The sequence below is a fragment of the Enterovibrio sp. FF113 genome, from assembly GCF_041439165.1.
Classification (GTDB): Bacteria; Pseudomonadota; Gammaproteobacteria; order Enterobacterales; family Vibrionaceae; genus Enterovibrio; species Enterovibrio norvegicus_A.
Window position 1 is genome coordinate 186,256 of sequence record NZ_JBGONO010000006.1, and the last position, 26,678, is coordinate 212,933.

General features: G+C 49.0%; 21 protein-coding genes. 10 read left to right on the plus strand and 11 right to left on the minus strand.

The window, feature by feature from the left end; genetic code table 11:
- Positions 1–138 precede the first annotated feature (138 nt).
- The 4 genes from ACED36_RS06850 to yjjX all read left to right on the plus strand — a co-directional run bounded on the left by ACED36_RS06850 (position 139) and on the right by yjjX (position 3,105).
- Positions 139–801: a spondin domain-containing protein gene (locus tag ACED36_RS06850; protein WP_371732991.1), complete on the plus strand. Its 663-nt coding sequence runs from the start codon at positions 139–141 to the stop codon at positions 799–801.
- 13 nt (positions 802–814) lie between these two features.
- Positions 815–1,477, plus strand: coding sequence for a spondin domain-containing protein (locus ACED36_RS06855; RefSeq protein ID WP_016959755.1), 663 nt, complete (start codon positions 815–817; stop codon positions 1,475–1,477).
- A 198-nt stretch (positions 1,478–1,675) separates the two neighbouring features.
- Positions 1,676–2,536, plus strand: a complete 861-nt coding sequence (locus ACED36_RS06860; RefSeq protein ID WP_016959754.1) for a sterol desaturase family protein — start codon at positions 1,676–1,678, stop codon at positions 2,534–2,536.
- Positions 2,537–2,553: 17 nt separating this feature from the next.
- Positions 2,554–3,105: an inosine/xanthosine triphosphatase gene (gene yjjX / locus ACED36_RS06865; RefSeq protein WP_017004611.1), complete on the plus strand. Its 552-nt coding sequence runs from the start codon at positions 2,554–2,556 to the stop codon at positions 3,103–3,105.
- A 50-nt stretch (positions 3,106–3,155) separates the two neighbouring features.
- Here the strand turns inward: yjjX and trpR are convergent, their stop codons facing one another.
- Both trpR and sltY read right to left on the minus strand, forming a co-directional pair.
- Positions 3,156–3,449 (minus strand): trp operon repressor, encoded by a 294-nt coding sequence (gene trpR, locus ACED36_RS06870; RefSeq protein WP_017004610.1) that lies wholly within the window; start codon positions 3,447–3,449, stop codon positions 3,156–3,158.
- Positions 3,450–3,531: 82 nt separating this feature from the next.
- Positions 3,532–5,502 (minus strand): murein transglycosylase, encoded by a 1,971-nt coding sequence (gene sltY / locus ACED36_RS06875; RefSeq protein WP_017004609.1) that lies wholly within the window; start codon positions 5,500–5,502, stop codon positions 3,532–3,534.
- A gap of 362 nt (positions 5,503–5,864) precedes the next feature.
- Here sltY and ettA point away from each other — a divergent pair, with 362 nt between their 5' ends.
- From ettA to ACED36_RS06890, 3 genes are all read left to right on the plus strand, one after another.
- The gene (gene ettA, locus ACED36_RS06880; RefSeq protein WP_371732992.1) at positions 5,865–7,532 is read left to right on the plus strand and encodes an energy-dependent translational throttle protein EttA; all 1,668 of its coding nucleotides are present in this window, start codon (positions 5,865–5,867) and stop codon (positions 7,530–7,532) included.
- 189 nt (positions 7,533–7,721) lie between these two features.
- Positions 7,722–8,093, plus strand: a complete 372-nt coding sequence (locus ACED36_RS06885; RefSeq protein ID WP_016959747.1) for a PilZ domain-containing protein — start codon at positions 7,722–7,724, stop codon at positions 8,091–8,093.
- A gap of 186 nt (positions 8,094–8,279) precedes the next feature.
- A complete protein-coding gene (locus ACED36_RS06890; protein ID WP_017005896.1) occupies positions 8,280–9,320 on the plus strand; it encodes a M23 family metallopeptidase in 1,041 nt (346 codons plus the stop codon).
- A gap of 88 nt (positions 9,321–9,408) precedes the next feature.
- Here the strand turns inward: ACED36_RS06890 and radA are convergent, their stop codons facing one another.
- The gene (radA, locus tag ACED36_RS06895) at positions 9,409–10,788 is read right to left on the minus strand and encodes a DNA repair protein RadA (protein WP_017004608.1); all 1,380 of its coding nucleotides are present in this window, start codon (positions 10,786–10,788) and stop codon (positions 9,409–9,411) included.
- Positions 10,789–10,932: 144 nt separating this feature from the next.
- On the opposite strand from radA, the gene ACED36_RS06900 reads away from it, so the two are divergent.
- Positions 10,933–13,269 carry a PilZ domain-containing protein gene (locus tag ACED36_RS06900; RefSeq protein ID WP_016959743.1) on the plus strand — a complete coding sequence of 779 codons (2,337 nt, stop codon included), beginning with the start codon at positions 10,933–10,935 and terminating at the stop codon, positions 13,267–13,269.
- An 83-nt stretch (positions 13,270–13,352) separates the two neighbouring features.
- Here the strand turns inward: ACED36_RS06900 and serB are convergent, their stop codons facing one another.
- Positions 13,353–14,318: a phosphoserine phosphatase gene (gene serB / locus ACED36_RS06905; protein ID WP_016959742.1), complete on the minus strand. Its 966-nt coding sequence runs from the start codon at positions 14,316–14,318 to the stop codon at positions 13,353–13,355.
- 263 nt (positions 14,319–14,581) lie between these two features.
- Here serB and ACED36_RS06910 point away from each other — a divergent pair, with 263 nt between their 5' ends.
- Positions 14,582–15,193, plus strand: coding sequence for a YtjB family periplasmic protein (locus ACED36_RS06910; RefSeq protein WP_016959741.1), 612 nt, complete (start codon positions 14,582–14,584; stop codon positions 15,191–15,193).
- Positions 15,194–15,294: 101 nt separating this feature from the next.
- On the opposite strand, the gene deoD is transcribed toward ACED36_RS06910, so the two are convergent.
- From deoD to prfC, 7 genes are all read right to left on the minus strand, one after another.
- Positions 15,295–16,020: a purine-nucleoside phosphorylase gene (gene deoD, locus ACED36_RS06915; RefSeq protein ID WP_016959740.1), complete on the minus strand. Its 726-nt coding sequence runs from the start codon at positions 16,018–16,020 to the stop codon at positions 15,295–15,297.
- A 97-nt stretch (positions 16,021–16,117) separates the two neighbouring features.
- A complete protein-coding gene (locus ACED36_RS06920) occupies positions 16,118–17,338 on the minus strand; it encodes a phosphopentomutase (RefSeq protein WP_016959739.1) in 1,221 nt (406 codons plus the stop codon).
- Between the two features lie 11 nt (positions 17,339–17,349).
- A complete protein-coding gene (deoA, locus tag ACED36_RS06925; protein WP_371732993.1) occupies positions 17,350–18,681 on the minus strand; it encodes a thymidine phosphorylase in 1,332 nt (443 codons plus the stop codon).
- A 66-nt stretch (positions 18,682–18,747) separates the two neighbouring features.
- Positions 18,748–19,521, minus strand: a complete 774-nt coding sequence (gene deoC / locus ACED36_RS06930) for a deoxyribose-phosphate aldolase (protein WP_016959737.1) — start codon at positions 19,519–19,521, stop codon at positions 18,748–18,750.
- Positions 19,522–20,076: 555 nt separating this feature from the next.
- Positions 20,077–21,318 (minus strand): NupC/NupG family nucleoside CNT transporter, encoded by a 1,242-nt coding sequence (locus tag ACED36_RS06935; RefSeq protein WP_016959735.1) that lies wholly within the window; start codon positions 21,316–21,318, stop codon positions 20,077–20,079.
- Between the two features lie 202 nt (positions 21,319–21,520).
- On the minus strand, positions 21,521–22,288 hold the full coding sequence (locus ACED36_RS06940; RefSeq protein ID WP_016959734.1) for a TatD family hydrolase: 768 nt from the start codon (positions 22,286–22,288) through the stop codon (positions 21,521–21,523).
- 121 nt (positions 22,289–22,409) lie between these two features.
- The gene (gene prfC, locus ACED36_RS06945) at positions 22,410–23,999 is read right to left on the minus strand and encodes a peptide chain release factor 3 (protein WP_016959733.1); all 1,590 of its coding nucleotides are present in this window, start codon (positions 23,997–23,999) and stop codon (positions 22,410–22,412) included.
- Between the two features lie 447 nt (positions 24,000–24,446).
- On the opposite strand from prfC, the gene ACED36_RS06950 reads away from it, so the two are divergent.
- Positions 24,447–26,678, plus strand: a 2,232-nt coding sequence (locus tag ACED36_RS06950; RefSeq protein WP_371732995.1) for a Calx-beta domain-containing protein, incomplete at its 3' end; no start/stop codon positions are given.

Consider the following 26,678-nt stretch of genomic DNA (forward strand, 5'->3'; position numbering starts at 1 on the left):
CGATTAACCTCACGAATAAATTGACATAACTCTGTGAGAGTTTCGCAATAAATTCGAGACCGTTTCGCCACTTTTCCGCGCCATGCTTTGAAAGTCTCAACGCATTCTTGAGTCTTTCAATTGCACATGGAGCGAAACATGAAACCATTACTCTTAGCCATCGCGATGGGCGCTGCGTTTTCCGCACAAGCCGCAAATATCGATGTGAGCATCACCAACGCTACCGACGGCGTCTATTTCACCCCTTTAATCGTTGCTGCACACTCGGATGACGCTAATCTCTTCCAAACGGGCACACCCGCATCTGAGGCTGTTGAAGCCATGGCAGAGGGTGGCGATATCAGCGGATTAAAGGACCTCGCACTGAGCGTAGGCGCAGCCGTTAGCGCTAACCCTGCAGAAGGCATTCTAGCCCCAGGCGAAACGGCCTCTACGCGTCTTTATACTCAACACGGCGACGTGCTTTCTATTGCCGCTATGTTGCTCCCTTCAAACGATGCATTCATCGGCGTCGACAGCTGGAAAATACCGAAGAAGAGAGGCACCTATGTCATTAACGCTAATGGCTATGATGCTGGCACAGAAGCAAATGATGAACTGGCCGCCAGTGTTCCCAACCCTCCTTTCTTAACATTTGGCACGGGCGGCACGGGCGTTGACAGTGACGTTGCAAATCAAGCGGTTCATATTCACCCTGGGAATCTTGGCGACACCAACGCCACAGGCGGTATCAGTGATTTTGATAGCACCAAACACCGTTGGTTGAATCCGGTTGCCATCATCACCGTCACGGTTTATTAAGGGAGGGCGTACTATGTTTCGCTTATCTCTCGTTGGGATCACTGCGCTATTATTGGCGGGTTGTCCCTTGCAAAAAGAGTACACCGTTACGGTGGAAAATCTGACTGATGCGCAACCTATGTCACCAGTGACGCTGGTAACGCATCGTAAAAACTTCGATCTATTTGAAGTTGGGCAACCGGTGAGTGTTGCATTAGAAAAACTCGCCGAAAGTGGCGATAACAGCGACGTTCTGACTTACAAGAAGCAACGTTCCGTTGAAGATGCCGTGTCAGGGAAAGCACCACTTGGTCCCGGCGCATCGGAAACCTTTACCTTGCAACTGGGTAACCAAAAAACGCGTTTTCTCTCTGTGGCTTCCATGCTCGTGAATACTAATGATGCGTTGGTTGCGCAATCAGGCATTGATTTACGCAAACTAAAACCCGGTCAAAGCATGACTATCACCTTACCCGTGTGGGATGCGGGCACAGAGGCTAACAGTGAATCTCAAGGTTCGGTTCCAGGCCCAGCGGCAGGTGGTGAAGGCTTCAATGCCGATCGTGATGATGCGAACCGTATTCGTATTCACCCTGGCGTACTGTCGCAAGATGAAGGGCTTTCTTCTTCCGCGCTGAGCTATCGTCATCGTTTCCTTAACCCCGGCGCGAAAATCACCATTAAACGTGTTTGGTAACTCGCTTCGCGGCGTTATTCTCAACATGTACTTTGCGCCTAGCACTCCCTCTGTTAGGCGCTTTCTTTTCGTGAGCAGTTATTTTTGTGGGGTAATAGCATGTGTGGGGTAATTGCATGATAGCGCATTGCGCTGATCGTCATTCAGATCCGTATTGTATGATAAGCTAACAACCCGTCATTCATCGCAGGAGCGCGCGTGCTGACATTTATTGAGTCGCAGGAAATGGCCTTTCGACTGCTCACCTTTTTCTCTATTTTTGCGGCAATGGGGCTCGCCGAATGGCTTTTTCCTAAGCGCCTTCTTACGGTGAGCAAAGCCAAGCGCTGGCTTAATAATATCTCTCTGATGATCCTCAACACTTTCGTGCTTCGTGCCATCTTCCCGCTGGCAGCGGCAGGCTTTGCTGCATGGACCGCTGACCAAGGCATTGGCTTGTTTAATCTAGTGAGCACCCCACTATGGGTATCCGTGTTGGTTTGTATCATCGCTCTGGATGGTATCATCTGGCTGCAACACCGACTGTTTCATCAAATCCCCCTGCTTTGGCGTTTGCACGCCGTTCATCATGCCGATAAAGATCTCGATGTCACCTCGGGTGCGCGTTTCCACCCTCTCGAAATTTTACTGTCGATGGTGATTAAGATTGCCGCCATTGCCTTGCTTGGCGCGCCTGTGGTCGCAGTTATTTTATTTGAAGTGATACTTAGCGGTATGGCACTGTTTAATCACAGCAATGTCGCCATCCCACCCGCTATCGATCGCGGGCTGCGCGTGTTGGTTGTTACACCGGATATGCACCGCGTCCATCACTCTATTCATCGCTATGAAAGTGATTCAAACTTTGGGTTTAATCTTGCGATTTGGGACAGATTATTCCGCACTTATCGCGCCCAGCCTGATGAAGGCCATTACGGCATGACCATCGGTATCAAAACGCAGCGTGAGGAGCGGCACGTCGTCTGGTTAAGCGGCTTATTAGCACTGCCCTTTCGGTTGTTTAGCGCATCAGGATCAAACAAATCCCGTTCGAACAAAAAATCAAAACAAACGCCTTAGTTCAGGAAATTAGCACCATGACAAAAGTGATCGTCACCTCGCTCAACCCTGCCAAAATTGCCGCAGTAGAAACGGCATTTCGCAGTGTATTCCCCGATAACGACATGACATTTGAAGGCATCTCTGTTTCCAGTGATGTGGCCGATCAACCCATGACGAGCGAAGAGACCCTAGCAGGCGCAAGAAATCGCGTTCACAACGCAAAGAAGGTGATTGACGGTAATTTCTACGTGGGCGTTGAAGCGGGGCTGGATAACCCATTTACCTTTGCGTGGATGGTCATTGAATCATCCGATCGTACCGGTGAGTCGCGCTCAGCCTCTGTGCCATTGCCGCCACAGGCACTCAAAGCGCTGGAAACAGGCAAAGAGCTAGGCGATGTGATGGACGAAATGTTCAATGAAGAAAACGTAAAGCAAAAAGGCGGAGCGATTGGCATGTTAACAGGGCACTTACTCACCCGCAGCTCGGTCTATCACCAAGCACTTATTCTGGCGTTGATCCCGTTTATGCATCCGAACTTGTTTCCGCCATTAGATAAAAATAACTCGCCACAAAACCACGGCTAGCATTGGCAGATGCCAAAAACGTTCGCGCAAAAAAATAGGACCTTACGGTCCTATTTTTCTAACACTTTCCCCAGCCACGCCTTCTGGCTGTCATCAAGTTGTTTAAGCTCATTTGAACCGCGGGTAATGGTGGCAATGCCTACACCCAGCATCTGGCTTAGCTGGCGTTGGCTAATTTCACCTTTTAGCAGCTCATTGACAATATTCACGCGCGCAATCAACGCGGTGCGTTCATCTTGTGTCAGCAGCATTTTAAGAAGCTCCGCTTCATGCCCTGAATCTATTGCTCTGTGAATCAAATCCAGCACATCTTGCCAGTCTGAATACTCGGGCGTGTCTTGCATACTAGCCTCACAGGAAGAGAATACTCTGGCGTAGTTTACGCACAGCCAGAGTTTGGCTCAATCATACTGTTACCTAACACGACTAATAGCGTCGACTCTGTTCACTTTCATGCAAAAACTGTATCTGCTTCCCAAGTAACTTACGATAGTAAATGTCGTACATCAGCACGTTCTGCACATATCCACGGGTTTCGTTGAAAGGGATTGCTTCGATAAACGCAATGGCGTCGAGATTGCCATCGGATTTATCCAACCAACGCGAAACACGGTGTGGCCCGGCGTTGTACGCAGCAAATGCCAAAATGCGGTTTTCGTCAAACCTGTCGAGCAACATGCGAAGGTACCCACTGCCAAGACGGATATTAATTCCTGGATCGCTCAATGTGCTTTTGCCAAGGTAACGAAAGCCCAGCTTTTGCGAGGTTTCTTTAGCCGTGGCTGGCATGAGTTGCATCAGACCTCGTGCACCAACGGGCGATACCGCATTGGTGTAAAACGCACTTTCCTGACGCGACAATGCAAGCAATGTCGTCAACGGAACCTCACGCTCTTTACTGAAAAACTCAAACCACCAGCGATGGGCCACAGGGAAGCGATATTCAAGGTGTCCCCACAACTTGCCAGCAATGGTTGCCTGCACAGAAAGGTGATACCACTTACTCTCAGAAGCAAAGGCGGCCAGCATGGCTTTTTGCTCTAGATCGGCGCGTCTAAGCAGATATTGCCATTCGCGTTTAGCGGCTACCACCTTGTCGAGCACTAGCAGCTCGCCGACACGATCTAACGCCGCGCGAAACGGTTTAATCGACTCAATATTCAGCGAGGTTGTCTGGAAAGGAATATCAATCGGCTTGTCGAGGTGCATGGCTGCTGCAACGCTGTAAAAGTTGCGCTCGCCAATCATGTCAGCAAACAGTTTTTCGGCTTGCGCCTTGTTGCCTTTTTCCTGCTCGATGCGAGCATGCCAGTATCGCCATTTCAGTTTCTTGGCCTCTTTTTCTGGCAGAACATTTAGCCAACGCTCGACGTTTTTCCAATCGCCCTTCACTAAACTGACGCGAATACGACGTTCCAACAAAGATGGGTTTGTAGACTGCTTAAGCCATTTGTCACGCCATTTCGCTAGCGTATCGTCATCTGTCGACATCAAACGGCTGGCGAGAAAATCTGCCATCTCTTGCCGCTCGTTCTTTTTGTAATGTTGTCCATCCACCACACGAGTAAACTGCGCCACAGCGTCTTTGGCATTGATGCGCGCTAAGCGCTCAAAAGAAAGACGAGTTAAACGCTGATTAAACGGCGTAACTTTGCTTTTTTTCGCAAACTCCGCGACACCTTGAGGCTTGTCATAAAGCGCAATAATTTGCTGACCACTTGCCGCGGCGTTACCTGTCAGTTGCTTTCCCAAATACTTGAGCAGCGTTTTATTTCGGTTATCAAACGTCAACAACATGCGATCTAACACCAAAGCATTGTTGAGTTTGCCTTTATCCTGTAAATCTTCAAAAAGCTTGTCGCACGCACGGTCAACCGATGAGCCGGACAAATACAGCGACTTGGCTCCGGAAAGTGCCAACGCTTTGTCTCCCGCTTGGCTATGGGCATAATAGTACTGACACTGATGGCTTTCGCCACGAGGCACTGTCGTTTGAAAAGCCAGCAATTCTGACCACTTACCTCTCGATGCCAATACATTCAAATAGCGAGCACGCACGGTATTCGTGAACGGCAATTCGTCATATCGACCAACGAACGCTTCAACTTCTTGCTCCTTCGCTGAACTCAATTCACGCATGAATTCGCGATAATCGAGATAAGGATAAAGCGGATAACCGTTAAGACCTGATTTGAGTGTCGAAAATGTCGCCATATCATTGCGTTCAATCGCCGCAATGGCTTTTTCATAGCGTGTGCGTTGCTCTTCTAAACTTAGCGCTTGCGCTGGAAGTGACACCCCGAGTAACGCAATAAACCCAAAACGCGCTGATCGCAAAACGTCTTTCGCTAAATTATTATAGGTTTTTGTAATTATTGATTTTTCTATCGATAGCATATTGAATGCATCTCCAAGGCGCGCCTGATTTTATAGCTTATACCCTATCCGCCTAGCCGGACGGATTTTACGGTGTACGACTGGTCTATATACCAAACTCATTTGATATATGCCGCAAAATAACTGTTGCTGAATGCGTCGTAATGTCAAAACGGGATGTTGATCTGTGCTTATCAGCGTTGCGGTGCATGAATGTTGCGCACGTCACTCTTCATCTACGTCTGATTAAAACACCGTCTTATTGTTTGTTATCAAAATCAACGATTGGTTCCCGACACCGTCGCTTTGCGGTATGGCTGTTACAATAATCGGCTATACCAGTTAGAATATCCCTTTTATGTGACAAGAGAACGCGAGCAGAAATGGCTGAGTACGTTTATACCATGTCGCGCGTTGGCAAAATCATGCCACCGAAGCGTCAGATCCTGAAAGACATCTCCCTGTGCTTTTTCCCTGGCGCCAAAATTGGCGTATTGGGTCTGAATGGCTCAGGTAAATCTACCCTTCTTCGCATCATGGCGGGTATCGATACCGATATCGAAGGTGAAGCACGTGCCCAACAAGGCATCAAAGTGGGTTACCTGCCACAGGAACCGAAACTGGACGAAGATAAAACCGTACGTGAAACTGTGGAAGAAGCGGTCGCGGATGTGGCTGGCGCACTGTCTCGTCTTGACGCGGTTTATGCGGCTTACGCTGAACCCGATGCCGACTTCGATGCACTGGCAAAAGAACAAGGCGATCTTGAAGCGCTGATCCAAGCAAAAGACGGTCACAACCTTGATAACGCCCTTGAGCGTGCTGCTGACGCCCTTCGTCTGCCGGAATGGGATGCGAAAATTAAGCATCTGTCTGGTGGTGAGCGTCGCCGTGTCGCTATCTGTCGTCTATTGCTTGAAAAACCTGACATGCTGCTTCTCGACGAACCAACCAACCACTTGGATGCAGAATCTGTGGGCTGGCTGGAGCGTTTCTTGGTGGATTACAACGGCACCGTTGTGGCCATCACGCACGACCGTTACTTCTTGGACAATGCAGCAGGCTGGATTCTAGAACTTGACCGTGGTGAAGGCATTCCATGGGAAGGTAACTACACCTCTTGGCTTGAGCAAAAAGATGCGCGTCTCCAACAAGAGTCGTCGCAGGAAAGTGCCCGTCAAAAGACCATTGAGAAAGAGCTTGAGTGGGTTCGTCAAAACCCTAAAGGTCGTCAGGCGAAATCTAAAGCACGTATGGCGCGTTTTGAAGAACTAAACAACACCGAACACCAACGTCGTAACGAAACCAACGAGCTGTTCATTCCACCAGGTTTGCGCTTGGGTGACAAAGTCATCGAGATCAACAACCTGACCAAATCGTTTGGTGATCGCGTTCTGATTGATGATCTGTCGTTCAGCGTACCTAAAGGTGCCATCGTCGGCATCATCGGTGCGAACGGCGCCGGTAAATCGACGTTGTTCAAAATGTTGAGCGGCACAGAGCAGCCTGACAGCGGCACCATTGAACTGGGTGAAACCGTTCAATTGGCATCGGTTGAGCAGTTCCGTGACAGCATGACGGACACCAACACGGTTTACCAAGAGATCTCTGAAGGTGCGGAAATCATCCGTATCCACAACTTTGAACTTCCTGCACGTGCTTACTGCTCGCGCTTTAACTTCAAAGGCAGCGATCAGCAAAAACGCATTGGCGATTTGTCGGGCGGTGAGCGTAACCGTGTGCACCTTGCGAAACTGCTAAAATCAGGCGGTAACGTATTGCTGCTGGATGAACCAACCAATGACTTGGACGTAGAAACCCTACGTGCATTGGAAGAGGCGCTGCTAGAATTCCCAGGCTGTGCCATGGTTATCTCGCATGACCGTTGGTTCCTTGACCGCATCGCGACCCACATTCTGGATTACCGCGACGAAGGTAAAGTTAACTTCTTTGAAGGTAACTACAACGAATACAGCGAGTGGCTGAAGCAAACCTTGGGCGCACAAGCGGCCCAACCTCATCGCATGAAATACAAGCGCGTTACCAAGTAATTCGCGCTACGCATTCAATACTGCAATGAGTCAAAGGGTCACTTCGGTGGCCCTTTTTGCATTTTCAGCCCATATCTACACCCATCTTATTGATAAGACGCGCAGCGCATCACGGAGACGAGACGCAAGAGTAGAGATATCGACTCGTCTCTCCTACACTTGGTGTAAATTGCACTGAGGATTTGTTATATGGCAGAACGTCGTATGTTTTCGCGTGTTGTCTATCTCACTCCCGCCACGATAAGGCAGGGAGAATCAAGTTGGACCTCTAACGTTCTTGATCTATCGCTAAAAGGCGCACTGCTTTCCACCCCTGAAGATTGGGGCATTGGCAACGAGACAGATTATGTTGTGAGCTTCAAATTGCATGACTCTGACATTGAGCTGAGCATGGAGCTTCAATTGATTCAAGACGGCGGCGACTATCTTCGCTTCCAAATTGATCATATTGATATCGACAGTGCGAGCCACCTGAAACGTCTGGTTGAACTGAACGTCGGTAACGATGATTTGCTTCACCGCGAATTAGCACAACTGACAGATCTAAAAGATACCGTATAATCGGTGAAGTTGGTCGCTAGAGATGACTGCTCTAGGGATCATCTCTCGAGGCGTTGATGACTCTGGAAATAATTATCACGCTGTTTTTTATGGGTCAGTTTTACAAGTGCTATGCGTTACCAAATGCTAGGCTCAAATAAACACTAAGCGCCATTACGTGCATAGATACATGAAGTAGTAGTAACCATGCCACATAACATTCGAATTGCCGTTTCACATGCGAATGGATCTCGCCACTTTGTGCTCTCTCCGTCGCTTAAAAAAGTGCTGCTCACGCTATTGATCATACTCGTGGTCGGTATTGTCGCCAGTATCGCCACGATTTATTACCTCAATCATCGTTCAACCACCGCAGAAATGACGGTGAAAAACATGACAGAGAAAAGCTCCGCTCTGGTCGGACAACTCGAGTCTCTCAAGCAAAAGCGTCAACAACTTGAGCAGCAGATCAACAATAAAGAAGAAGAATACGCGCAAACCATCGAAGAAAAAGAAAGCGAGCTGAATTATCTCACTCAACGTGTTTCCAGCGTTGAAGAAGTGTTGGGGTTAGAAAAAGAAAACAGTAGCGAAGTTCCACTAACAGAACGCTTAGATGTTGCAGTGATCAACTCTGCCGTACGTGCCACCATGCTTAGATTGATCCCAAGTGGTCAACCGATTGAAAGCTATCGTCGCTCATCCGGCTATGGCTCCCGCACCCATCCGGTTACTGGAAGCAAGAAATTCCACCTTGGTTTGGATTTAACCGCAGACATCGGCACACCCGTTTATGCTCCCGCAGATGGCGTGGTGGAATACAAACGCCCGAGTCGCAAAAAAGGTTATGGCAACCTACTCAAGATTGACCATGCCTTTGGCTTTATGACGCTTTACGCACATCTCGACAAGTTCAACGTCAATACAGGCGAGTTTGTGAAAAAAGGCGACTTGATTGGCTGGTCTGGCAATACGGGGTTATCTACTGGACCGCACCTTCATTACGAAGTGAGATTTCTTGGCCGCGCACTCAATCCGAAGCGCTTTATCGCTTGGACACACGACAATTTTGAAGCGCTGTTCAAAGAAGAAGATAAAGTGAAATGGGCCAGCTTAGTGAAGATTGTCGAGAGCATGGTCGCAACGCAGGTTCAACTAGCGTCCGATGCAACAGGACAAGCTGGTCTGGTTGCTGTCGCCAATCACTCTGCGGCCTCAAACATAGCCGAGATTGAGAGCACCAAGTAGCTCAATAGCTCCCAGTCAAACCAAACGAAAAAAGGCACGCAATGTGCCTTTTTCTGTTTTCTGCTTCTGCTTCTGCTTATAAGCAAAACTAATCAAACTCATCCAGCACGGCAAGCGCTTCTGATAGCTTGTTCACGCCGTAGACTTTCATCCCCGGCGTGTCTTTTTTCGGTGCATTTGCTGAAGGCACAACTGCGCGGGTAAATCCATGCTTCGCGGCTTCCATTAAACGCTCTTGACCACTTGGTACAGGGCGTATTTCGCCGGCCAATCCCACTTCACCAAAGACCACCAGATCCCGAGGCAAAGGGCGATCACGAAAACTGGAAATCAACGCCAGCAGCAACGCAAGATCCACACTGGTTTCTGTGACCTTTACGCCACCGACCACATTCACAAACACATCCTGATCGGACATTTGCAGGCCACCATGTTTGTGGAGCACGGCAAGCAATAGCGCAAGGCGGTTTTGTTCAAGACCAACGGCAATACGACGAGGGTTGGACAGTTGGCTGTAATCCACCAGCGCCTGTATCTCTACTAACAAAGGACGCGTTCCTTCCCACAGCACAGTGACTGCGCTGCCTGATGTCACCTCTTCGCCTCGGCTCAAGAAAATGGCTGACGGGTTACTCACTTCACGAAGCCCTTGCCCTGTCATGGCAAACACCCCAAGCTCATTCACGGCGCCAAATCGGTTTTTGTGGCTGCGAAGGGTACGGAAACGACTGTCACTCGAACCATCCAGCATCACAGAGCAGTCAATGCAGTGCTCGAGTACTTTGGGGCCCGCCAAAGAACCGTCTTTGGTGACGTGCCCGACCATGAAGATCGCCACATTGTGTTGCTTGGCATAGCGGGTTAAAGCGGCGGCAGATTCTCGAACCTGTGCGACGCTTCCGGGTGCAGACACCACATCGGCACAATGCATCACCTGAATCGAGTCGATGACCATGATTTTGGGCTGCTCTTGGCGAGCAATCTGACAGATGGTTTCAACATTGGTTTCCGAGAGCATTCTCAGTTTATCTTTCGGTAATCCCAAACGTTCAGCGCGCATAGCGACTTGCTGTAACGACTCTTCACCGGTCACGTACAAGGTTGGCATTTGACTGGCTAGCCAACACATAATCTGCAGCAGCAAGGTACTTTTACCTGCCCCCGGACTACCACCAATCAAAATGGCTGCGCCAGGCACAACACCGCCGCCAAGCACACGATCGAGTTCTTTGAAGCCACTGCTAAAACGAGGCACTTCTTGCAGATCAATCGACGCTAACGTTTGCACTTGCGCGTCAGCTTTGCCTGCATAGCCCGCATACTTTTCGTTACGTGCGACTTGAGGCGAGGCCGCCAAGCGAACTTCTGTAATCGTGTTCCATGCACCACACGCTGAGCATTGACCTTGCCAGCGTGGATAGTCTGCGCCGCAATCATTGCAGACATAGGCACGTTTTGCTTTCGACATGATTTCTCCTGAAATGACGTCTTGCGGTTCGAGAACTGCGAGACAAGGCAAGTTTATGCATATCTTCGAGACACTTACACGAAAACAGGTAAACTATGCCCCTTCTCAGCCGTTAAATAATTCACGATTCTATCAGACTTTACCATGATGCAGGACCACGATAAGACGCTGTACGATCAGTTACTTCCACTCTATGAGATGGAAGGTTTTGATGATTTACTGTTTAAGCTGACCCCAACCGAAAGTAACTCTGAACGCTTGATCATTAAAATGGAAGTGCGCAAGCTCATGTCTGCGTGCAGCCGCCCCGTGGACTTACGCGGTAAAGTGGTCGGCGAATGCCGTCGTTATTTTCTCAACAACGTGAACCATTGGTTGGATGATGTCGCGATCAATCTGTATCACCGCCGTCTCGATATCTATCAAGGTAAAATGACACAAGGGTTGTGGGATGATCTTCACAACACCTCCAACAGTTATCGCGTGTTGCAGCGCCAAGGGGATGTACGTGCAGCAGAGTCGATGGATACGGTAGAAACCGTGCCATTGCGCTTTGGTCACTACTTGTCCCGCAGTGAGAATCGCATTCAAATTTCCAGCCGTATTCAGGCTTTTCTGCCCGACGGAACGGAAGTTAACGGCTCGACAATCGATCTATCTAACTCGGGCATGCAAGTTAAGCTACCTGCGGCATTTCGTTATGACGAAGGCTCAACACTGGTCGTTTACTTCCCGCAATTGGGCGACGAATGCCGTCTGCCTGAACTGTTTAGCGGCCTAAATTATCGCGTGGTCGGGGTTGAACTTAATTTTAACAAAGACAGTTTTCAACGACTTCGACTGCGTCTAGTGACCAGTACTGACGCCATCAAAAACGCGATTGAGACCAAAAGTACGCAAGACACTGTCAGTTCGCGATCAGAAAATGAAGACAAGTTTCTAACAACACGTTCAAAGAGTTACGAACAAATCTTTCTTGAGCAAACATCCTCATTACCGTTGTTTTTCTGTGGCAACAAGCTGCGTTATAGCTTGCTAACTGAGCAAAACCGTTCGCTGTGGGACTACTGGCATGATGAACGCAACCTGCCTGTGGTTGATAAACTCTTTTCTGCTGCTCGGCTCCAACATTTGGCCTTAGAGGGACTCACTAGCAGTGAAACGCTGGTCTATTGCTTCAGCCACCAACACAGTGATAAAACCTTCTTTTTCTCTGCCTGCCCAACAGAGCTAACACCCGAGCTTCGCCGCTTATTTTGGCATGTGGGTAGCTCTCGCCCCTCATGGCGTGTGCTGCGCGTTACGATGGCGAAAATTAATGAAGAGGACACTCGCCGTTTACAGGACATCTCTCCTGCCTACATCCAGCAAATTGATGAATTAACCCACATCGCGACGATTCAGGATTTAACCTTAGAAACCGTTAACAGCGACTATCGCATCCCGATCAAACCGAAGCTGCCTTCTCGGTCACTGAATCAATTTGTCCATGAGCGTGATCCTATTGCGGCGATAGATGCGGTGCCATCAGTACTCGCACCGCAACGTAAAGAACCTCGTTACCAGCATAAAACGGGCACCATATTAATTCACCACACCAGTGGTGAACTGCATGGCGAGACAATTGATTTCTCTCCTCATGGATTAAATATTTCATTGAGTGGCCCTTTTTCTGGGAGTAAATCACAAGAAGTGGCGGTGACATTTACTGACCTAAAGCGCGTGGATCCCAACGCGCCGCTCGGAAATGTGCCATACAAAGTCATCCAAATCAGCGAAGACCGCACAAACGTTAAGCTTGCTTTGCTCAAGGACAGACACAGTAAACATCGCAGTCACTACTTACAGCGACTCATCGAACACAACCAACATAAGCTCATGTTAGACAGTGAAAAACTGCCGGATGCCCCGCTTCTTAGCGCCATGCATCAAATGTTGCTAACACGTTTGTCCGTCACACCGTATTTCCTCGTTCGTCGTGGTGAAACGCTTCAAGTGTCAGGGATTGGCACTAACTATCCAGGTAGCGAACTCAGCCGTATTTTGCATAAAAGCGCAGCGGCGGGCATGATCTCGCTGGCGCCAGTGCTTGGTGAGCACTTGTCGAAATACGCCAACGGAGTAACACGTCAACGAAACCGTCTTGAGCAGATAAGACATGAGTTTTATGTCGCTGCAACCATTGCGAATGGCGTGGTCATCGCGGTGAAGTCACGTTCATTGGACAGCTTTGAAACACCCGAGGAGAGAAAGTTTTTCATCTCTCAAGCGAAAAAGCGCGGAAAGTTTTTTGCCGTACGAAATTGGATGCAACCTATAGATGATGGCAGTCAGTGGCTAAATTCGGAAACGTCAGAGCAATTGATGAAGCTATCCACCAAAAGAACGGCACAGCTTGAGCATGAGTTTGCCGATTTGTGTGTCTACGGCGAAATGAGTGACATCACAGATGAAGTGATGATGCGATTGGAAATGGGGTGAACCCAAAACCAAAAAACAGAAAGCTAGAAGCTAGAAGCTAGAAGCTAACGATTGACGTTAAGCTTCTAGCTTGGCAACAGCCCTTACCAGCTAAGGCGCTGAGGCAACAACGACGCTGACAACACACACATAACGCCACCCAAGTCCCCATGACGGATCGAGACCTGCGCAGCTTGCTGCACTTTGGGTTTCGCGTGATAAGCAATGCCCAATCCCGCCGCTGCCATCATGGTTAGATCATTGGCACCATCACCCACTGCTAAAGTGTTCGATTGAGGGTATTCGTAACTCTCTGCCAAATCGCGCAAAATGTCCGCTTTACGCTGTGCATCCACGACAGTACCGGCCACTTCACCGGTCAGCTTGCCATTTTCAATCACTAGCTGATTGGATTCGGCATACGACAGCGACAAATCATTTTTGAGCTTGTCAGAAAACCAAGTAAATCCACCAGAAGCAATCGCCACTTTCCAACCACGTGCCTGCAGCGACGCTGTCAGACGACGCATTCCAGGCATATAAGGAATATTGTCTCGCACGTGCTCAAGCACAGACACATCCGTGCCTTTGAGCGTGGCGACACGTTGACGCAAGCTTTGCTCAAAATCCAATTCGCCACGCATAGCACGCTCTGTGACGTCGGAAACTTGCTCGCCTACACCTGCCAGCTTGGCTATTTCATCAATGCATTCGATTTGAATCGCAGTGGAATCCATATCAAATAACGCCAAGCCTGGCTCATAAAGGTTGGGAATATTTTCCAGCCCTGAGCAATCGAGAAACAGTGCATCACACAAAGCGACAATCTCAGGCGTTAATTCCCCGCGCATAAGTAGCACTTCATAAGGACCAACCGTCCAACCCGCTAACGGGCGAACACGCTCACCGGTGAGAAACGAAAAATCATCAAGGTAAGAGGGGCTGATGTGCAAACCGAACAGTAGCCATCCTGCTTGACGGCAGTCAGACGGACGAAAGCCACGTATAGAAGGGAATCGGTTTAACAGTTTGGTGTGCTTTTTTATTGGATAAGCTGAAAATGCATCCATTGCATAAATTCCTTTTTGAAAATTCGTATACCCGAGCAACCTCAGATGCTTATTCAGCGAGAGCTTGTTTGGGCATACTACTATATCAAAGAGTGCGTATGATCACAGTAGCGCGATCGACGAGTGACTTCAAAATACTGAGTCAGTGAGAATTTGGTTAAGCCAAGCGCTGACTTGCATTTTTTAAGTGCTGACAGCAAACTGAGGGCGCGCTGATTTTGATGCGAAGTATTTCATAACTTCGCCTATTGCTTGGAAGGCATATGCTACAAATAAATAAAAAACGCCTAAAAAAACTGTGGCAGTTCATTATCCTTGTGGCGTGCTTCGCCACGGTAATGATGCTTTTTATGTACAGTAATCAGTTAAATAACCGTAACTATAAGATGTTATACGACCAGACCGAATCCTTGTCTCGCGTCATTTTACGTCAAGCTGCTGCTGCTGCCCACGATGCTATTGCTAACGATGACATAGAGTCACTTCAACGCTTAGTTGCGAATCTGCAGAGTGAGGATTTGATCTTGGACTCCGCCGTGTACGACATCAGGGGGAATATTGTGGTTAACTCTGTCGGCGCAATGCCGCTTGAACAGCTCACTGGTCTCAATACACCGCTGTCTGTTGCCAGCATTGGTCGACTTCAACTGGTTGAGCCCATTGCAGACAATGGCAACGTGGTGGGATTTTTACGCATCACTCTAGAACATGGTGATGTGATAAAAGTGGCCTCTAATCGCTTAGAACAAAGCATTAATTTGGTCCGTGCCATGATTTTGGTGGCGATCGTGACAGGGGCGTTACTCATCTTCACGTTTGCTAGCCGCAAAGATCTCTGGCGATCGACATTTTTGCTGAAAAATAATGATTCGTAGAGCAAGCGCGGTCTTAGGTCCTAAAGAGCAACTTTGCCACAACGTAGAACACAAAAGGATGGCCTGAGCCATCCTTTTTCATTTCTGTTACTTAGCAGAACTTACGCTTCGTCAGCGTCGCCCAGCAGTACAGATTCTAGTGCGATTTCAATCATCTCGTTGAACGTGGTTTGACGCTCGTCAGATGACGTTTGCTCGCCTGTCTTAATGTGGTCAGACACAGTACAGATAGTCAGAGCTTTCGCGCCGAATTCTGCCGCTACGCCGTAAATACCCGCCGCTTCCATTTCCACACCCAAGATGCCGTACTTCGCCATGGTGTCAAAGAACTCTGGCTCTGGCGAGTAGAAAAGGTCCGCAGAGAAGATGTTACCTACACGTACGTTGATGCCTTTTGCTTTCGCGGCATCGACGGCGTTACGGGTCATTTCAAAGTCAGCAATCGCTGCGAAATCATGGCCGTTAAAACGAGTACGGTTAATTTTCGCATCGGTTGACGCGCCCACACCGATGATCACTTCACGCAGTTTCACGTCTTCACGCACAGCACCACAGCTGCCCACACGAATGATTTTCTTCACGCCAAAGTCTTTGATCAACTCAGTCGCGTAGATTGAGCATGATGGGATACCCATACCATGTCCCATCACAGAGATCTTACGACCTTTATAAGTACCGGTGTAACCAAACATGCTGCGAACATCGCAAACTTGCTTAACATCTTGCAGGAAAGTTTCTGCAATGTACTTAGCGCGAAGCGGGTCGCCCGGCATCAGAACAACATCTGAAAAATCACCCATTTCGGCATTGATATGTGGAGTTGCCATTTGTATTTTCCTTTTGATCAAATTTCGGATTCTACCTATTGAACATCTGCCGCAGCACGATCAAACACCAGCGCTGCGATGTCTATTCAATGGGGTATTACAAGAATGATTTGCCGTAGTCCATGTCGGAGGTACCGAAGTACTCCGCCAACGTCTGGCCAATATCTGCAAAGGTTTCGCGACGCCCCAATGAGCCCGCTGGCACTTTTTTGCCATAAACCAAAACAGGAATGTATTCACGTGTGTGATCTGAGCCCGGCCAGGTTGGATCACAACCGTGGTCAGCCGTCAGGATCAACACGTCGTCTTCATCCAGCATATCGATGATCTCTGGAAGACGACCATCAAAGTATTCAAGTGCAGCCGCATAGCCCGCCACATTACGGCGATGGCCGTAATGTGAGTCAAAATCGACAAAGTTGGTGAAAACAATGCTGTTGTCACCCGCTTTATTGATCACATCTTTGGTGGCATCAAACAAAGCTTCTAAGCCCGTCGCTTTGATTTTCTGCGTAATGCCGACGTGCGCATAGATATCAGCAATTTTGCCAATCGATATCACTTCGCCTGATTTCTCTTCAACCAGCTTTTGCAACACAGTGGCAGCAGGTGGCTCAAGCGACAAATCACGACGGTTGCCGGTACGCGCAAACTCACCTTTGCCTGCACCAACAAACGGACGCGCGATAACGCGGCCTATGTTGTAGTCTTCCAGCTCTTCACGCGCAATTTGGCAAAGCTCAAGCAAACGATCTAAACCGAAAGTCTCTTCATGCGCGGCGATTTGAAACACAGAATCAGCAGACGTATAGAAGATTGGCAAGCCACTCTTCATATGTTCTTCGCCTAATCGATCGAGGATCTCTGTGCCTGACGCATGGCAATTACCCAAATAGTCAGAAATGCCTGCACGCGCAAGAATACGGTCGGTCAGTTCTTTCGGAAAGCTGTTTTCTTTGTCGCTGAAATAGCCCCAATCAAACAATACAGGTACACCTGCAATTTCCCAGTGACCCGATGGCGTATCTTTGCCAGAAGACAATTCTTGAGCATGGCCATAAGCACCGATGATTTCAGCATTAGGATCGAGCCCTTCAGGGAAGTAGCCAGACGCTTCTTCGCACGCTTTACCTAAGCCAAGTTTATTCAGGTTCGGCAGATCTAGCAGGCCATGACGATCTTCGTTATTCGCATTCCCTGCCGCACACGCTTTCGCGATTGAGCCTAGGGTGTTGGCGCCCACATCACCAAATTTGTGAGCGTCTTCTGAAGCACCGATCCCAAAAGAATCGAGAACCAAAATTATCGCGCGTTTCATGATCGCCTCCTTTAGACGTCTTCTGGGCCAATCTGACGGTACACGTCTGGTGTCGCTTGTGGCGCCTCATCAGAGACAGCCATTGCGGCCTGAAGTGCTTGTGCTGCTTGTTGCCATTGATCTTCATCGTTGGCGTGCACAACCGCCAGTGGCTTAGTGCTATCAGCACGCATTCCAAGTCGAATGACGTCACTGAAGCCCACTGAGTAGTCAATAGTATCGCTCGCAACACGGCGTCCGCCACCTAAACCGACAACGGCCATACCAATCGCTCGTGTATCCATCGCGGAGACAAAGCCAGAGGTGGTGGCAAACACAGGTTTAATCACGTTTGCAGTTGCAAGGTACTTGCTGTAATTCTCAACAAAATCTAACGGACCACCGAGGCCTGCCACCATTTTGCCGAAGCATTCTGCCGCTTTACCGTTATCTAGCACGGCTTGCAGTTTGTTCATCGCATCGTTTTTGTCTTTCGCAAGACCGCTGATCATCAGCATTTCTGCACACAATGCCATGGTTACGGTGTACAAACGCGGATTGCGATATTCACCGGTCAAAAACTGCACGGCTTCTTTCACTTCCAGCGCATTACCCGCGCTGGATGCCAGCACTTGGTTCATGTCTGTCAGTAATGAGCTGGTGCGAGTGCCTGCGCCATTCGCCACAGCAACAATCGACTTTGCAAGTTCTTCGGATTTTTCGTAGGTCGGCATAAACGCGCCAGAGCCTACTTTGACGTCCATCACTAGCGATTCTAATCCTGCCGCCAATTTCTTCGACAAAATTGATGCCGTGATCAACGAAATATTGTCGACCGTCGCGGTGACATCACGCGTGGCATAAACGCGCTTGTCCGCGGGTGCGAGATCGCCAGTTTGACCAATAATCGCGACGCCCGCAGTTTTCGTTACCTGACCAAACACGTCATTGGTTGGGGTAATGTTGTAACCGGGAATCGCTTCAAGTTTATCCAGCGTACCGCCAGTGTGGCCTAAGCCTCGACCTGAAATCATCGGCACATAGCCACCACATGCTGCCACCATTGGGCCTAGCATTAATGAGGTGACATCACCCACACCGCCGCTACTGTGCTTATCGACGATAGGGCCATCAAAATTCATGTGTGACCAATCGATCACCATGCCAGAATCGCGCATGGCACATGTCAGCGCAACGCGCTCGTCCATGGTCATATCATTGAAATACACTGCCATCGCAAACGCCGCGATCTGACCTTCAGACACGGTATCTTTGGCAATGCCTTGGATGAAAAAATTAATTTCATCCGTGGTCAGTGCGATATTGTCACGCTTCTTTCTGATAATTTCTTGGGGAAGGTACATGGTTGACCTCGCAATCTTGGTGATCTGCAACATCAGGGGAGCGCGAACACTCCCCTACTGAATGGCTTAGTAGCCGCCTTCCGCCGCTTTTTCGCCTTCACCCAAGGTATTAAGAAGGTTCGCCAGCAAGCTAGATGCACCAAAACGGTAATGATTCGCGTCAGCCCAATCACCACCAAGAATACGATCAGCCATTGCTAAGTATTCTGCTGCGTCTTCTGCTGTGCGCACGCCGCCAGCGGGTTTGAAACCAACTTTCTCAGCAACACCCATGTCTTTAATGACAGTTAGCATGATTTCAGCTGATTCAGGGGTCGCGTTAACTGGCACTTTACCGGTTGAAGTTTTGATGAAGTCCGCGCCCGCTTCGATAGAGATTTCTGAAGCACGTTTGATCAATTCAGCTTCTTTCAATTCACCAGTCTCGATGATCACTTTCAGCGTGATATCACCACACGCCGCTTTCACTTGTTTTACCAGTTCAAAACCGGTTTTCTCGTCACCTGCGATCAGTGTGCGGTATGGGAAAACCACGTCGACTTCATCGGTGCCATATGCAATAGCTGCTTTGGTTTCAGCAACAGCAATCTCGATGTCATCGTTACCGTGCGGGAAGTTAGTCACGGTCGCAATTTTGATTTCAGGCGTGCCTTGCTCGCGAAGTTGTTTTTTCGCCACAGGGATGAAACGCGGGTAGATGCAGATAGCAGCAGTGTTACCAACAGGCGTTTTCGCACTCTTACACAAGGCGATCACTTTTGCATCAGTGTCGTCGTCGTTAAGGGTGGTCAAATCCATTAGTTTAAGGGCACGTAGGGCTGCTGCTTTAAGATCGCTCATGACTTTCTCCAGTCTATATATTCAAAACCAAGTAACAAATTGCACGACCATAATTGGCACGTTGCAATTTGATGAGCGGACTTGGCTCCTTGAAGTTTGGCTTAAGTTTGCCAATCAACATTCCTTGTTGCCGCACACCCTTCATCATCATCGTTGAGGGTGCAAACTCAACCACTGGACCGCGATGGGTCTTTGGTTGTTGAGTTGTGATATTTCATCGTTCCGCTGTCTAGATGAAACTAAAGTGAAAGTAATTGAAATCACACTTTCGAATCTTTGACAGCGCTCACCAATTTTACCAATGTTCACGCAGCAGAACCAGATGTTACCTGTTTCTGTTGAAAAACACTCTGTTGCTCTTCGTGTCCAAATCGGCACGTTAAGCGGACATGGTTCGGGTATCAATCCAATATATGCGTTGGGCCAACATCATCCTGTCTTATTGCTAGGGCAAGCTTGCCGTTAACGTGCACATTCAACGCCCTTTCCCCTAAATGACAGACAAAAAAAACCGCCTCACAAGGAGGCGGCTTTTAGAATTTTACGTTGTGCGTATTACATCATCGACAGAGTCAGGAAGAAACCAGCGATAGTTGCACTCATCAGGTTAGATAGCGTACCAGCCGCTACAGCCTTCATACCGAAACGAGCGATGTCGTGACGACGTGTTGGTGCGATGCTACCCAGGCCACCCAGTAGGATTGCTACTGAAGATAGGTTAGCGAAACCACACAGTGCGAACGAGATGATAGCAACACTCTTGTCACTCAAATCAGGAATCATTGGGGTGAAGTTCAGATAAGCAACAAATTCGTTAACAACGATCTTCTGACCTATGAAAGAACCAGCAATATCCGCTTCAGCCCAAGGAACACCAATCAGGAATGCTAGTGGTGCGAATACTTTACCCAGCAGCCACTCAAGCGTCAGACCTTCAATGCCGAACCAGCCACCAATGCCGCTCAACATGCCGTTAACCAGCGCGATAAGACCGATGAAAGCCAACAGCATTGCACCAATGTTCAAAGCCAGTTGCATACCAGAAGATGCGCCGCCAGCAGCTGCATCGATGATGTTTGCAGGCTTGTCTTCTTCTTCGTCATCAGCATCAGCGCCAAACTGTTCAATAGGTTGATCAGTTTCTGGCTTGATGATTTTCGCGAACAACAGACCACCCGGTGCAGCCATGAAAGAAGCGGCAATCAGGTAAGAAAGTGGAACGCCCATTGCTGCGTAACCCGCCAGTACACCACCTGCTACAGATGCCATACCACCACACATTACGGCAAACAGCTCAGATTGAGTCATTTTTGGTACGTATGGACGAACAACCAGTGGCGCTTCAGTTTGGCCAACAAAGATGTTTGCTGTTGCTGACATAGATTCAGCGTGCGAAGTACCCAGTACTTTACGCAGTGCACCGCCCATTACGCGGATAACAAGTTGCATGATACCTAGGTAGTAAAGAACGCTGATCAACGCTGAGAAGAAAACAACGGTTGGCAGAACTTGGAACGCAAAGATAAAACCGATGCCATCTACAGAGAAGTTTACAAGGCTACCAAACAGGAAGCTGATGCCGTCTTTACCATAGTTGATAACATTCTGTACGGCATTTGCCATACCGTTCAGCAGGGTTTGGCCCCACGGAACAAACAGGATAAATCCACCCAGGATAAACTGGATAGCAAACGCACCACCAACGGTACGCAGGTTGATTGCTTTGCGGTTGTCAGACAGAAGTACGGCGATTAGCAGCAGTACAACCATCCCTACAATGCTCATAATCAGGCTCATAATATGGGTTCCTAAAGAAGTCTTGGCGTATCGACAGATTGGGAGTGTTATTCCGGCCGAGATTATACTCATGAGATCGGTTGCAAAGGAATGCACGAGTCACGGTTTGAATGAAAATTTTTATGCAATTCACCCGAAATAGTGATGTAGATCTATTTTTGTGACCTATGCACGACGCAAACGATTGGGCAAACGATGACGATCAGGTGTTCAATGCAAAACAATCGTTCGCATTTTGTGATGTTGTGTGAATAATTTCTTCGACACTGACTCCTTTTAATTCAGACAGAGCGGCCACAATCAGCGTTAATCGTTCTGGCAAATTCGGCTCCCCTTGAAACCCTGAAACTGGCATATCTGGTGAATCAGTCTCCAAAACCATGGCTGAAAGCGGCAAGGCTTTAACGGCATTTCGCGTTTTATTGGCGCGTTCATAAGTAATGGTTCCACCTATACCTAGCAAAAAACCACGACGAACATAGTTCAACCCGACCTGTTCGCTGCCACTGAACGCATGCAACACCCCTTTTACACGCGGGAATTCGTTAAGAATTTGTAGCAATTCGTTGTGCGCTTTTCGGCAATGTAAGATCACGGGTAATTGATGTTTTTCAGCCAACGCAAGTTGCCCGCGAAGCAAGGTTATTTGTTTTTCTGGTTGTGGATTATTGATGGCAAAGTCTAATCCGCACTCCCCCACGGCCACGCAAGCTTTGGGCGCGAGTGACAATGCATGGTCGAGCTTTTCAATATCGTCATCATGATGTTCGTGTAACCAAACGGGGTGAAGACCTAACGCAAAAGAGATAGTGGGAAAAGTGTTGGCAAGGTTTGCCGTTGTCTGCCAGTTGCTGACCGCAACCGATGGCACGATAAGATGGTGAACTCCCGCAGCCGCAGTGCGACTTACCCAGTTCGCTGTTTCATCATCAAAGGGCGGAAAATCAAAATGGCAATGTGTGTCTATCATACAAAATCCTTCTCCAATCCTTTTAGCATACAAAAAAGCCGTCTATAAGTAGACGGCCAGTTTTGTACTCAAATGCCAACTTTCGCTTTTCGTGAAAGAGCGAAATTGCAATCAGCGTGAATTAATGCTCACGTGTTGCGCGGAAGATAACATCTGGGTGACGTTCTTGCGTCAGATTCAAATTCACCATGGTTGGCGCAATATAGCTAAGATTGTCACCGCCATCGAGTGCGAGGTTCGTTTGGTTCTTACGCTGGAAGTCTTCCAATTTCTTCGCATCGGAACAATCAACCCAACGCGCTGTCGCTACGTTGATTGGCTCATAGATAGCTTCGACGTTGTATTCAGATTTCAGACGTGCGACAACCACATCAAACTGAAGTATACCGACTGCTCCTACAATCAAATCATTAGAAATCAGCGGGCGGAATACCTGCACAGCACCTTCTTCTGACAATTGAACCAGACCTTTGAGCAATTGCTTTTGCTTCAATGGATCGCGCAGACGAATGCGGCGGAACAGCTCAGGGGCAAAGTTCGGAATACCAGAGAACTTCAGATCTTCACCTTGTGTAAAAGTATCACCAATCTGAATCGTGCCGTGGTTGTGCAAACCAATGATGTCGCCCGCATAAGCATCTGCGGCGCGGGAGCGATCACCCGCCATAAAGGTAACCGCATCTGAGATCGACACCATCTTACCGGAGCGAACATGCTTCATCTTCATGCCTTGGCTGTATTTGCCCGACACGATGCGCATGAAAGCAATACGGTCACGGTGTTTTGGATCCATGTTCGCTTGGATCTTAAAAACAAATCCGCTGAATTTTTCTTCACCTGACTCGACAACACGCTCATGAGTTTGGCGAGACAATGGCTTTGGTGCCCACTCGGTTAAGCCATCAAGCATATGGTCAACGCCAAAGTTACCCAATGCTGTACCAAAGAATACAGGCGTCAGTTCACCGCTCAGGAACAACTCGCGGTCGAACTCGTGAGAAGCACCAATCACAAGCTCTAGCTCATCACGCAATTGCGCAGCCAGATCTTCACCGATAGCAACATCGAGCTCCTTATTGCCGAGCCCTTTAATAATGCGCGTTTCTTGAATGGTGTGACCTTGACCTGATTGGTACAAAATCGCCTCATCACGATGAATATGATAAACACCTTTGAATTCTTTACCGCAGCCGATCGGCCAAGACACTGGTGCACAAGCAATCTTCAGCTCGCTTTCCACTTCATCAAGCAGTTCCATTGGATCACGAATTTCGCGGTCCAATTTATTCATGAAAGTCACGATTGGCGTATCGCGAAGACGGGTGACTTCCATCAGCTTACGAGTACGATCTTCAACACCTTTCGCGGCATCAATGACCATCAAGCAGGAGTCGACCGCTGTCAGAGTACGATAGGTATCTTCCGAGAAGTCTTCGTGTCCCGGCGTATCAAGCAGGTTAACGAGGCAATTGTTATAAGGAAACTGCATTACGGAAGTGGTAACCGAAATACCACGTTCTTTTTCCATTTCCATCCAGTCTGACTTCGCGTGCTGGTTAGACCCACGGCCTTTTACGGTACCGGCTTTCTGGAGCGCGTTTCCGAACAACAACACTTTTTCAGTGATGGTGGTTTTACCGGCATCAGGGTGCGAGATGATCGCAAACGTACGACGCGTGTCGACTTCTTGCTGGAATGGAGAGTTTGTCATGCTTAGGTTTTTCCGGGTTAGACAATACGGTTAATGATCTTGAAGGCGTTAGCGCATTGTACATCAATTCAAATCGGCGGGTATTTTGTACGATCTAGCCATCAGACTCAACGACTGCTCAATAAAATCCCATTCTATCTTCGCCAACGTTAATTTTTTGTAACAAACAAGATCAAGATTGCCGCGAAATGACCGCCCAACAAGTAAGACATACATAAAACGACGCTTATTCATTGAGCCTGATCGCATTAAATGGGAAAGCATCGATTTTTCAATCTCATGGACAGAGTCAAAAAACAATCAATATTTACAAATTGCGTCACCTTTTTGGCATTTACTGTAACAAGTCAGAGTGGAATGGATTGCTTTGCATAGTAATATGGATGAGACTGATGTATCGCATACGGTACGCGCATTTATATTTACCTTTCTGCAGGAATAAGATTCATGGATTCGATTATCACCAAGCAGGCTGCAAAAGTAGTTTCAGTAAACGGTAACGCTCACGTCAAAATTAACGGAAAAGAAATCCCCGTTACAGAACTGTCAGAGTTAACGTCAGGCACTGAACTCATCCTCCCTCCCGGTGCGGGAGCGCTTCTTCAATTAGAAGACGGCAGTTTTATACCTGTAGGTGAAATGGAATCCAACCTTGCATCAACGGACGAATTCACCGTTGACGACGAAATCGCCGCACTTCAAGAATTGCTGCTTAATGAAGACTTTGACCCGACACAAGAATTAGAAGCAACTGCTGCGGGTAATTCCTCGCCGACGAACACCGGCGCTCAAACCTCTGCAGTAGAAAGCCGCACTGGCAATGAAACCGTGGCTCAAGCAGGTTTTGATACTGAGGCGACTGCGCGTAGTTTTGCAAATGCGAGAGGCCTAAGCCAAGAATTTAGTGCAGCGGCTAACGACCTTCCTACTCTTACTGTGTCTGGCGGCGGCGAAGTGAATGAAGGCAGTAATGTCACCTTTAACGTCGAGCTGGGTAACCCTGTAAATGGTGATGTAACTTACACGCTAGTTTTGAACAATGGCACAACCGATAACAACGATTTTGCCCTTAATCCAGATGGCACCCTGACGGTCGAAATCAACGGTGAAAATGTTTCCTTTACGCTGATTGACGGCAAGCTCACCGGTACTGTTGATCTCGGCGGTAATGTCACTTCGTTCAACGTTGTGATCCCGACTTTTAATGACAGCGGCAGTCCTGTCTTTGAAGGTGACGAGTCGTTTAGCCTCGATATTTCCGCCAGCCTTGGCAGCCAAACCCTGACAGATTCAGGCCGTGCCACTATTTCGGATGATGGAGTAGTGACTGACGAACCCGGTGAAGACCTAACTCCAGGCGGTGATGACGACCGTCCTGAAGTCGCAAGCGTGACTGACACCACGGTCAGCGAAGGCGACGCCACCACCTTTACGGTCACTCTGACCAACGACAGCACCACCAACACCACGGTCAGCCTAACCCTGGCTGGTGACAGTGCCGACAAGAACGTCGACTTCACGGGCACGACCGTGACCGTCAACGGCACCGAGATCTCCGTCGCCGCTGACGGCAGCTTCAACGTCTCTGTTGCTGCTGGCGACACCGCATTCAATGTGGTGGTTAACACCACGACGGATGACACCTACGAAGGCGATGAAACCTTTACTGTGTCAGCCAAGACAGACAACCAAGCCAGCGCGGTTATCGGCACTGCCACCATCACCGATGGCGGCCATGGCGGCGATGACGACCGCCCTGAAGTCGCAAGCGTGACTGACACCACGGTCAGCGAAGGTGACGATGCCACCTTTACGGTCACTCTGACCAACGACAGCACCACCAACACCGAGGTTACCTTGACGTTGGCGGGTGATTCCGCCGACAAGAACGTCGACTTCACGGGCACAACCGTGACCGTCAACGGCACCGAGATCTCCGTCGCCGCTGACGGCAGCTTCACCGTCGCTGTTGCTGCTGGCGACACCGCATTCAATGTGGTCGTTAACACCACGACGGATGACACCTACGAAGGCGATGAAACCTTTACTGTGTCAGCCAAGACAGACAATCAAGCCAGCGCGGTTATCGGCACTGCCACCATCACCGATGGCGGCCAAGGCGGCGGCGATGACGACCGCCCTGAAGTCGCAAGCGTGTCTGATACCACGGTCAGCGAAGGCGACGATGCCACCTTTACGGTCACTCTGACCAACGACAGCACCACCAACACCGAGGTTACCTTGACGTTGGCGGGTGATTCCGCCGACAAGAACGTCGACTTCACGGGCACAACCGTGACCGTCAACGGCACCGAGATCTCCGTCGCCGCTGACGGCAGCTTTACGGTCTCTGTTGCTGCTGGCGACACCGCATTCAATGTGGTCGTTAACACCACGACGGATGACACCTACGAAGGCGATGAAACCTTTACTGTGTCAGCCAAGACAGACAATCAAGCCAGCGCGGCTGTCGGCACCGCCACCATCACCGATGGCGGCAATGATGGCACACCAGACGGCGGCGACGATGACCGTCCGCAACTGAATGTTTCCGGTGGCGGCGAAGTCAGCGAAGGCGACAAAGCGTACTTTGTGGTGTCTCTGACCAAAGAGACCGACGAGGATCCTGTCCCTGTAAACGTCGATGGCGACGTCACGTATACCCTGAGCTTTGGCAAC

Bases quoted from the DNA above. Each gene is read 5' to 3' on its own strand.
- ACED36_RS06850 (WP_371732991.1), top strand. From the start codon at position 139: ATGAAACCATTACTCTTAGCCATCGCGATGGGCGCTGCGTTTTCCGCA.
- ACED36_RS06855 (WP_016959755.1), top strand. From the start codon at position 815: ATGTTTCGCTTATCTCTCGTTGGGATCACTGCGCTATTATTGGCGGGT.
- yjjX (WP_017004611.1), top strand. From the start codon at position 2,554: ATGACAAAAGTGATCGTCACCTCGCTCAACCCTGCCAAAATTGCCGCA.
- trpR (WP_017004610.1), bottom strand. From the start codon at position 3,449: ATGCAAGACACGCCCGAGTATTCAGACTGGCAAGATGTGCTGGATTTG.
- sltY (WP_017004609.1), bottom strand. From the start codon at position 5,502: ATGCTATCGATAGAAAAATCAATAATTACAAAAACCTATAATAATTTA.
- ettA (WP_371732992.1), top strand. From the start codon at position 5,865: ATGGCTGAGTACGTTTATACCATGTCGCGCGTTGGCAAAATCATGCCA.
- ACED36_RS06885 (WP_016959747.1), top strand. From the start codon at position 7,722: ATGGCAGAACGTCGTATGTTTTCGCGTGTTGTCTATCTCACTCCCGCC.
- ACED36_RS06890 (WP_017005896.1), top strand. From the start codon at position 8,280: ATGCCACATAACATTCGAATTGCCGTTTCACATGCGAATGGATCTCGC.
- radA (WP_017004608.1), bottom strand. From the start codon at position 10,788: ATGTCGAAAGCAAAACGTGCCTATGTCTGCAATGATTGCGGCGCAGAC.
- ACED36_RS06900 (WP_016959743.1), top strand. From the start codon at position 10,933: ATGATGCAGGACCACGATAAGACGCTGTACGATCAGTTACTTCCACTC.
- serB (WP_016959742.1), bottom strand. From the start codon at position 14,318: ATGGATGCATTTTCAGCTTATCCAATAAAAAAGCACACCAAACTGTTA.
- ACED36_RS06910 (WP_016959741.1), top strand. From the start codon at position 14,582: ATGCTACAAATAAATAAAAAACGCCTAAAAAAACTGTGGCAGTTCATT.
- deoD (WP_016959740.1), bottom strand. From the start codon at position 16,020: ATGGCAACTCCACATATCAATGCCGAAATGGGTGATTTTTCAGATGTT.
- ACED36_RS06920 (WP_016959739.1), bottom strand. From the start codon at position 17,338: ATGAAACGCGCGATAATTTTGGTTCTCGATTCTTTTGGGATCGGTGCT.
- deoA (WP_371732993.1), bottom strand. From the start codon at position 18,681: ATGTACCTTCCCCAAGAAATTATCAGAAAGAAGCGTGACAATATCGCA.
- deoC (WP_016959737.1), bottom strand. From the start codon at position 19,521: ATGAGCGATCTTAAAGCAGCAGCCCTACGTGCCCTTAAACTAATGGAT.
- ACED36_RS06935 (WP_016959735.1), bottom strand. From the start codon at position 21,318: ATGAGCCTGATTATGAGCATTGTAGGGATGGTTGTACTGCTGCTAATC.
- ACED36_RS06940 (WP_016959734.1), bottom strand. From the start codon at position 22,288: ATGATAGACACACATTGCCATTTTGATTTTCCGCCCTTTGATGATGAA.
- prfC (WP_016959733.1), bottom strand. From the start codon at position 23,999: ATGACAAACTCTCCATTCCAGCAAGAAGTCGACACGCGTCGTACGTTT.